This is a genomic window from Streptomyces sp. UNOC14_S4 (genome assembly GCF_020740835.1).
Taxonomy (GTDB): Bacteria; Actinomycetota; Actinomycetes; order Streptomycetales; family Streptomycetaceae; genus Streptomyces.
Genome location: NZ_JAINFC010000330.1, coordinates 1 through 8,650, shown reverse-complemented (window position 1 = coordinate 8,650; position 8,650 = coordinate 1). Strand labels below are relative to the sequence as shown.

Sequence of the window (8,650 nt, the reverse complement as noted above, 5' to 3'; positions counted from 1 at the left end):
AGAGTAGCTCGTCTGCAGCGTCAGATGTGTGTAGGAGACAGGCCCGGGGCACCGGGAGGAGCACGTCCGAGGGCGCGTCCGGAAGCACTGCCGAGAGCGCGGCCAGGGATGCCGCCCGGAGTGATACGCCGGGTAGTACGCCCGGTGAATGACACCTTCGGACAAATGCACCCGTTGCTTTTCGGCCAACTTCAGGCCGAACCGCTCAGCTTGGCCTGAGCAGCCCCCAACAGCCGGTCGACCAGCAAGGAAAGGACCGCCGAGGGCGGTTGCACCCTACGGGGATTGGGCATGGGCGAGAGGCGTACTTTTCACCGAGCCCTGCAAGTGCAACGCTTCGTGATCGAACGCTTCGCGCCAAGTTGTCATGTCGACATAGAGCCGGGTGACGAACTGGTCACCGCGACTCCGTGTGACGCAGTAGATTCGATCTTGGCCATGACCGGCGGGGGAACCGTTCAGGACCGAGGGGAAACGTGCAGGACCGAGAGGACTCGACCGCCGAGGGGGGCTTAGCGCCATGAGCCAGGACTCCACGACCGCACCGGAGACCACGCGCAAGCTCTCCGGACGCCGCCGCCGGGAGATCGTCGCCGTACTGCTTTTCAGCGGCGGCCCCATCTTCGAAAGCTCCATTCCGCTCTCAGTGTTCGGAATCGACCGACAGGACGCTGGGGTGCCCCGCTACCGCTTGCTGGTATGCGCGGGCGAAGATGTGCCATTGCGAACAACCGGCGGCCTGGAATTGACCGCACCGTACGGCCTGGAGGCACTCTCCAGGGCCGGCACCGTCGTCGTACCGGCCTGGCGGTCGATCACACAGCCGCCGCCCGTCGCCGCGCTCGACGCACTGCGCCGCGCCCACGAGGAGGGCGCCCGCATCGTGGGCCTGTGCACCGGGGCCTTCGTGCTGGCCGCCGCGGGGCTGCTCGACGGCAGGCCCGCCACCACCCACTGGATGTACGCGCCCACGCTCGCGAAGCGCTATCCGTCGGTCCACGTGGACCCGCGGGAGCTCTTCGTGGACGACGGCGACGTACTGACCTCCGCGGGCACCGCGGCAGGCATCGACCTGTGCCTGCACATCGTCCGCACCGACCACGGCGCCGACGCGGCGGGGGCCCTGGCCCGCCGTCTCGTCGTGCCGCCCCGCCGCAGCGGCGGGCAGGAGCGCTATCTCGACAGGTCTTTACCGGAGGAGATCGGCGCCGACCCGCTGGCCGAGGTCGTCGCCTGGGCGCTGGAGCATCTCCACGAGCAGTTCGACGTGGAGACGCTCGCGGCCCGCGCCTACATGAGCCGTCGGACCTTCGACCGGCGGTTCCGCTCGCTCACCGGGAGCGCCCCGCTGCAGTGGCTGATCACCCAGCGGGTGCTCCAGGCACAGCGGCTCCTGGAGACCTCGGACTACTCCGTGGACGAGGTCGCCGGGCGCTGCGGCTTCCGCTCGCCCGTGGCCCTGCGCGGCCACTTCCGCAGGCAGCTGGGGTCCTCCCCGGCCGCCTACCGGGCCGCGTACCGGGCGCGCAGGCCGCAGGGCGGCCCGGCCGACCGTCCCGAGCGGGGCGAGCGGGGCGAGCGGCCGGAGCGGCCGGAGCGCCCCGACCGGTTCGACCGGCCGGAGCCGGTGGACCAGCGGAGCGGGGAGAGCCCGGTGATGGCGATGCGGCGCACGGCCCTGGCCGGGGCCCATGCCGTCTCCGGGGCCGTCGTGGGCGCACCGCCACCCCATACGGGGCATAGCGGCCATAGCGGGCATATCCCTCATCCGGCTCCGCACGGCGGTCCCCTCGGGGGCGGCCCGGGGAGTCCGGAGCCGGGCAAGCCCGAGTCCGACCTCTACAGCCCGCGCCTGCCCGGGCAGCGGGAACGCCCCGTAGGGTGAGACACATGAACGATCGCATGGTGTGGATCGACTGCGAGATGACCGGGCTCTCGCTGTCGCAGGACGCGCTCATCGAGGTGGCCGCTTTGGTCACCGACTCGGAGCTGAACATCCTCGGCGACGGAGTGGACATCGTTGTCCGCCCGCCCGCCGAGGCCCTGGCCACCATGCCCGAGGTGGTCCGCCAGATGCACACGGCCTCCGGGCTGCTCGCGGAGCTGGACAACGGCACGACGCTCGAGGACGCCGAGCGCCAGGTGCTGGAGTACGTCCGCGCGCACGTCCCGGAGCCGGGCAAGGCCCCGCTGTGCGGGAACTCGGTCGGCACCGACCGCGGTTTCCTCGCGCGGGACATGCCCGCGCTGGAGGGCCACCTGCACTACCGGATCGTCGATGTGTCGTCGGTGAAGGAGCTGGCCCGCCGCTGGTACCCGCGGGCCTACTTCAGCAGCCCGAAGAAGAGCGGCAACCACAGGGCGCTCGCGGACATCCGCGAGTCGATCGCCGAGCTCCGCTACTACCGCGAGGCGATCTTCGTGCCGCAGCCCGGCCCGGACTCGGAGACCGCGAGGACCATCGCGGCCCGTCACGTACTGCCCGCGTAAGGCCAAGTGACGCAGCTCGCTCCCGGAAGTGTCGTCACCTGGGAGCGAGCACCCTCCAAGACCCTGTAGACTTCTTCTCGTGCCGACGGGGTTCGCAAGAAAAACCGCCGGACATGGTGGGTATAGCTCAGCTGGCAGAGCACCTGGTTGTGGTCCAGGATGTCGCGGGTTCAAGTCCCGTTACTCACCCTGATCGAGGGCCTCGATCCGCGAAAGCGGGTCGGGGCCCTCTGCGTTTTCCCGAGCCGTACGCACAGATGTCTGTAGCCCCTAGGAGTGAGCCCGGGGCCGGGCAGGGAGAGTTCACGGCCCGTGAGGGGGAAGGCTCAGGTGTCGCGGCGGCCCCCGCCGCGGCCGGCGGCGCGCCGCGGAGCTGACGGAAGGTCGTGACGGATGGCCCGGGACCCGGTGGAACGGCACAGCGCCCGTGAAGGATCCGGCCCCGGGAAACCGTGAGCACCCGGGCGGGCGGCCCGCGACAGCACCCCCGATGCCCCCGGCGTCCCGGCCGCCCGGTCGCGCTCGCCACCGCCGTCGCCGCCGTCACCGCACTCGCCATGGCCCTCCTCGGCGGCTGTGCGGGGGACGACAGGCCCACCGGCGGGAAGCACGGCCGGACCACGGTCACCATCGGCACCTTCGGTGTCTTCGGCTACAAGCAGGCCGGGCTCTACGCCGAGTACGAGCGGCTGCACCCGGAGGTCACGATCAAGGAGAGCGTGATCGAGCGGAACGACACCTACTACCCGCAGCTGCTCACCCACCTCGCGGCGGGCAGCGGGCTCTCCGACGTCCAGGCCGTGGAGGTGGCCAACATCCACGACGTGGCCGTGGAGCAGGCCGGCCGCTTCGTCGACCTCTCCCGGGCCCCGGGCGTCCGCAAGGAGGACTGGCTCGGCTGGAAGTGGGCCCAGGCCACCTCCCCCGACGGCCGGACGGTCGGCCTCGGCACCGACATCGGGCCGATCGCCGTGTGCTACCGCAAGGACCTCTTCGCGAAGGCGGGGCTGCCCACGGACCGCGAGAGCGTGGGCGGCCTGTGGGCCGGGGACTGGGGGAAGTACCTGGAGACCGGCAGGGCGTACCGGCGGCACGCGCCGTCCGGCACGGTGTTCACCGACTCCGCGGCCGGGCTCTACAACGCCTCGATCCACGGCTACCCGGAGCGCTACTACGACCGGCGCGGCAGGCCCGTCTACCGGAAGAGCCCGGCGGTACGGGCCTCCTGGCGGCTCGCGGTGGAAGCGGCGCGCGGCGGGCTCACGGCCCGGCTCAAGCAGTTCGAGAAGCCCTGGGACCAGGCCTTCGCCAACAACCGCTTCGCCACGGTCGCCTGCCCGCCGTGGATGCTCGGCTACATCAAGGAGAAGGCGGGCGCGGCGGGCCGGGACAAGTGGGACGTGGCCGCCGCGCCCCGCCCCGCCAACTGGGGCGGCTCCTTCCTCGCCGTGCCGAAGGCCGCCCGGCACCGGGCGGCGGCGATCGCCCTCGCCATCTGGCTGACCGCGCCCGAACAGCAGGCCCGGCTCTTCGACCGGCAGGCGAGCATCCCCTCCACCCCGGCCTCGTACGCCATGCCGCTCGTGCGGGACGCGCGGAACCCCTACTTCGGGGACGCGCCCGTCGGGCGGATCTTCGCGGAGGCGGCGCGGCACGTCCCGACCCTGGTGATCGGCCCCAAGGAGCAGCAGATCGGCACGGCCTTCACCGACGTGGGCATCCCCCAGGTCGAACAGCAGGGCAGGGCACCGCGTGCGGCCTGGCGGGCGGCGCAGCGGGAGATCGCCAACGCGGTGGACGAATGACGGCCACCGCCGAGGCGCCCGGGGAGACGCCCCGCAGGACGACGGCCCCGCCGCACGGGAGCGACGGGCGCGCGCGGGGGCCACGGGCGTGGCGCAGCCGCCTGTGCCGCTGGGACGTCCGCTACAGCCCCTACGCCTTCGTGGCGCCCTTCTTCGTCTTCTTCGCCGCGTTCGGGGTCTTCCCCCTCCTCTACACGGGCTGGGCCTCGCTGCACCGGGTGGACCTCGCGACCCCGGACCGCATGGAGTGGGCCGGGCTGCACAACTACGCGCGGCTGCTGGACGACGACTTCTTCTGGAACGCGCTGGGCAACACCTTCACCATCGGGGTGCTGTCCACCGTCCCGCAGCTGCTGATGGCCCTGGGCCTGGCGCACCTGCTGCACTACCGGCTGCGGGCCGCCTCCTTCTGGCGGGTCGCGCTGCTGACCCCGTACGCCACCTCGGTCGCCGCCGCGACGCTCGTCTTCGTGCTGCTCTACGGGCGGGACTACGGGATGGTCAACTGGCTGCTGGGCGCGGCCGGTGCCGGGCCGGTGGACTGGCAGAGCGGCAGGTGGACCTCGCAGCTGGCGGTCTCCTCGATCGTGATCTGGCGATGGACGGGCTACAACGCGCTGATCTACCTGGCCGCGATGCAGGCGGTGCCGGACGAGCTGTACGAGTCGGCGGCGCTGGACGGCGCGTCGCGGTGGCAGCAGTTCCGCCATGTGACGGTGCCCGGGCTGCGGCCGACGATCCTCTTCACGGTCGTGGTCTCCACGATCGGGGCGACCCAGCTCTTCGGCGAACCCCTGCTGTTCGGCGGGGCGGGCGGGCAGAAGGGCGGCGCCGCGCACCAGTTCCAGACGCTGGGGCTGTATCTCTACGAGCAGGGCTGGTACGACTTCCACCTCGGGCGCGCCTCGGCGGTCGCCTGGACGATGTTCCTGATCCTGCTGCTGATCGGCGCGGTCAACGCGCTGGTGGCGCGGCGGCTCGGGAAGAGCCGGTGAGGGGCTGACGTGACGACCACTCCGACGGCCGCGGACGGCAGGAACCGGGTGAACAGTGCGAGGGGCACGCCAGGGCGCGCGGAGCGGCGGCTCGCGGGGCGGTCGCTGCGCGGCGGACCGCTCACCTACACCGTACTGGCGCTGTTCACCGCGGGGTCGCTGTTCCCCCTGGTGTGGACGGCGATCACCGCGTCCCGCGACAACACCCGGCTGGCCCGCACCCCGCCGCCCTTCTGGTTCGGCGGCAGGCTCTCGCGGAACCTCGGGACGGCGTGGACGGACGCCCACATGGGCCTGGCACTGGGCAACACCCTGCTGGTGGCCGGGACGGTCGCGCTGGGCACCGTGCTGTTCAGCACCGTCGCGGGCTTCGCCTTCGCCAAGCTGCGGTTCCGGTTCAGGGACGCGCTGCTGCTGCTGACGGTGGGCACCATGATGGTGCCGCCGCAGCTGAGCGTCGTGCCCCTCTTCATGGTCGTCGCCGGGCTGGGCTGGACCGACCAGCTCCAGTCGGTGGTGCTGCCGACCCTGGTCAGCGCCTTCGGGGTGTTCTTCATGCGGCAGTACCTGGTGGAGGCGCTGCCCACCGAGCTGATCGAGGCCGCCCGGGTGGACGGCGCGAACAGCCTGCGCGTGCTGTGGCACATCGTGCTGCCGGTGGCGCGGCCCGCGATGGCCGTGCTCGGGATGCTCTCCTTCGTCCAGGCGTGGAACGACTTCTTCTGGCCGATCATCGCGCTGACCCAGGAGAACCCCACCGTGCAGGTGGCGCTCACCGGGCTGGGGCGCGGCTATGTGCCCGACCAGGCGGTGGTGATGGCCGGGGCACTGCTGGGCACCCTGCCGCTGCTGCTCGCCTTCACCGTCTTCGGCAGACAGATCGTCGGCGGCATCATGCAGGGCGCCGTCAAGGGCTGACCTCCGCACCGTTCCCCTTCCCCCCTTCCACGACTCGACCTCCGGGAGCGCTTCCATGACCGTGAACTTCCCGCCCGGCTTCCTCTGGGGTGCCGCGACCGCCGCGTACCAGATCGAGGGTGCGGCCCGGGAGGACGGCCGCACGCCGTCCATCTGGGACACCTTCTCCCATACGCCGGGCAGAACCCTGGGCGGCGACACCGGCGACATCGCCACCGACCACTACCACCGCCGCGCCGAGGACGTCCGCCTCATGGCCGGCCTCGGGCTGGGCGCCTACCGCTTCTCCGTCTCGTGGCCACGGGTGCAGCCCGGCGGCCGGGGGCACGCGTCACAGCCGGGGCTCGACTTCTACCGGGCCCTCGTCGACGACCTCCTCGACCACGGCATCCGGCCCGTGCTGACCCTCTACCACTGGGACCTGCCGCAGGAACTGGAGACGGCGGGCGGCTGGCCCGAACGCGGCACCGCGCACCGCTTCGCCGACTACGCCCACCTCGTCGCCGAGGCCCTCGGGGACCGCGTGGAGCTGTGGACGACCCTCAACGAGCCCTGGTGCAGCGCCTTCCTCGGCTACGGCACGGGGGTGCACGCCCCGGGCCGCCGCGACGACCTGGCCGCCCTGCGCGCCGCCCACCACCTCAACCTGGCCCACGGCCTGGGCGCCCAGGCCCTGCGCGCCGCCCTGCCCTCGACGGCGCAGGTCTCCGTCACCCTCAACTCGGCGGTGGTCAGGGCCCGTACGGACGCGCCCGAGGACCTGGACGCGCGGCGGCGCGTCGACGCCCTCGGCACCCGTATCTTCACCGAGCCCATGCTCCGCGGGGCGTACCCCGAGGACCTGATCGCCGACACGGCGGGCATCACCGACTGGTCCTTCGCGCACGACGGCGACGCGGACGTCATCCGGCACCCCCTGGACTCGCTGGGCATCAACTACTACACACCCACAGTGGTATCAGCCGGCACTGACAACGACCGCTCCCGCACCGACCGGCTGCCCTGGCCGGACTCCGGGATCGTGGCCTTCCACCAGCCGCCGGGCAAACGGACGGCCATGGACTGGTCGGTCGACCCGACCGGCCTGCACGAGCTGCTGACGCGCTGCGCACGGGAGTTCCCCGGCCTGCCGCTCGTGGTCACCGAGAACGGCGCCGCGTACGACGACAAGCCCGACGGGAGCGGAGCGGTGCACGACCCGGAGCGTATCGCGTACCTGCACGCCCACCTCGACGCCGTCCGGCGCGCCCTGGCCGACGGCGCGGACGTGCGCGGCTACTTCCTCTGGTCGCTGCTGGACAACTTCGAGTGGGCGTACGGCTACAGCAAGCGCTTCGGCATGGTGTACGTCGACTACGCGACGCAGACCCGTACCCCCAAGTCCAGCGCGCACTGGTACGCGCAGGTGGCGCGGACGGGCCAACTGCCGCCGTACTGAGCGCTACTTGAAGACCGCTACTTGAAGACCGAAGGCGGCGGGGCGGGCGAGGGCTTGGCGCTCGCGTCGGTGACGGGGACCGCTCCCCCGGTGAAGTCGGCGAGCGCCCGGCCGTGCTCGACCCGCCCCTGATGCGGGTCGGTGGCGGCGCGCCGGGTCAGCTCGGCGACGGGCAGCTCGCGGTCGGAGGCCAGCAGCACGGCATTGCCGAAGCGGCGCCCGCGCAGCACGGCGGGATCCGCGGTCAGGCACACCTCGGGGAAGACCGTACGCACGGTCGCGACCTGCGCCTTGAGGTGGGCCAGGGGCGGCCCGTCGGCGAGGTTCGCCGCGTAGAACCCACCGGGCCGCAGCACGCGCCGCACCTCGGCGGTGAACTCGGTGCTCGTGAGGTGGGCCGGGGTGCGGGCACCGCTGAACACATCGGCGATGATCAGATCCGCCCAGCCGTCCGGCAGCTTGGCCAGCCCCTCGCGGGCGTCACCGCCGCGCACGCGTATCCGCCAGGAGCTGTCCAGCGGCAGCTCACGCCGGACGAACTGGACGAGCGGCGCGTCGATCTCCACGACCTGCTGCGTGGACCGGGGCCGCGTCGCCGCGACATACCGCGCGAGCGTGAAGGCTCCCCCACCGAGGTGCAGCGCCTGCACGGGCTTGCCGGGCGGTGCGACGAGATCGGCGATGTGCCCGAGACGGCGCTGGTACGAGAACTCCAGACGGGTCGGGTCGTCGAGATCCACATGCGACTGGGGAGCGGCGTCGATGAGCAGGCTGTAGGCATTGCCCCGATCCCGGTCCGGAACCAGCTCGGCGTACCCTCCGGCCACGCCTTCGCCTTTTACGTCTTCGCCGCGACGGCGGCTCGCCTTGCCTTTGCTCACACCGCCAGTATCGCCGACCCGCCGTCGCCTCCCCCAGACTTCGTCCGGGAGGTGCCCCCAGCGGGCGGAAGCGGCCTCCGGCCGCGTCCTCAAACGCCGGACGGGCTGGGTGGGGGTGAGGGT

At 72.1% G+C, this 8,650-nt stretch carries 7 protein-coding genes and 1 tRNA gene; 7 read left to right on the top strand and 1 reads right to left on the bottom strand.

What is annotated here, in order from left to right:
• Nucleotides 1-520: 520 nt before the first annotated feature.
• From K6I34_RS25220 to K6I34_RS25190, 7 genes are all read left to right on the top strand, one after another.
• The gene (locus K6I34_RS25220; protein ID WP_229328743.1) at nt 521-1,885 is read left to right on the top strand and encodes a helix-turn-helix domain-containing protein; all 1,365 of its coding nucleotides are present in this window, start codon (nt 521-523) and stop codon (nt 1,883-1,885) included.
• A gap of 5 nt (nt 1,886-1,890) precedes the next feature.
• Complete coding sequence (gene orn, locus K6I34_RS25215) at nt 1,891-2,490, top strand: oligoribonuclease (RefSeq protein ID WP_229328734.1); 600 nt, start codon at nt 1,891-1,893, stop codon at nt 2,488-2,490.
• A 116-nt stretch (nt 2,491-2,606) separates the two neighbouring features.
• A tRNA-His gene (locus K6I34_RS25210) sits at nt 2,607-2,679 on the top strand.
• 263 nt (nt 2,680-2,942) lie between these two features.
• Entirely contained in the window at nt 2,943-4,295 is a 1,353-nt protein-coding gene (locus K6I34_RS25205) for an extracellular solute-binding protein (protein ID WP_308294056.1), read from the top strand.
• A complete protein-coding gene (locus K6I34_RS25200) occupies nt 4,292-5,290 on the top strand; it encodes a carbohydrate ABC transporter permease (protein ID WP_229328731.1) in 999 nt (332 codons plus the stop codon). Before K6I34_RS25205 ends, K6I34_RS25200 begins: the two co-directional genes overlap by 4 nt.
• Before the next feature lie 48 nt (nt 5,291-5,338).
• A complete protein-coding gene (locus K6I34_RS25195) occupies nt 5,339-6,208 on the top strand; it encodes a carbohydrate ABC transporter permease (RefSeq protein ID WP_229328745.1) in 870 nt (289 codons plus the stop codon).
• 55 nt (nt 6,209-6,263) lie between these two features.
• Nucleotides 6,264-7,646: a GH1 family beta-glucosidase gene (locus K6I34_RS25190; protein WP_229328729.1), complete on the top strand. Its 1,383-nt coding sequence runs from the start codon at nt 6,264-6,266 to the stop codon at nt 7,644-7,646.
• A 17-nt stretch (nt 7,647-7,663) separates the two neighbouring features.
• Here the strand turns inward: K6I34_RS25190 and K6I34_RS25185 are convergent, their stop codons facing one another.
• Nucleotides 7,664-8,473, bottom strand: coding sequence for a spermidine synthase (locus K6I34_RS25185; RefSeq protein WP_229328727.1), 810 nt, complete (start codon nt 8,471-8,473; stop codon nt 7,664-7,666).
• Nucleotides 8,474-8,650: the final 177 nt, after the last annotated feature.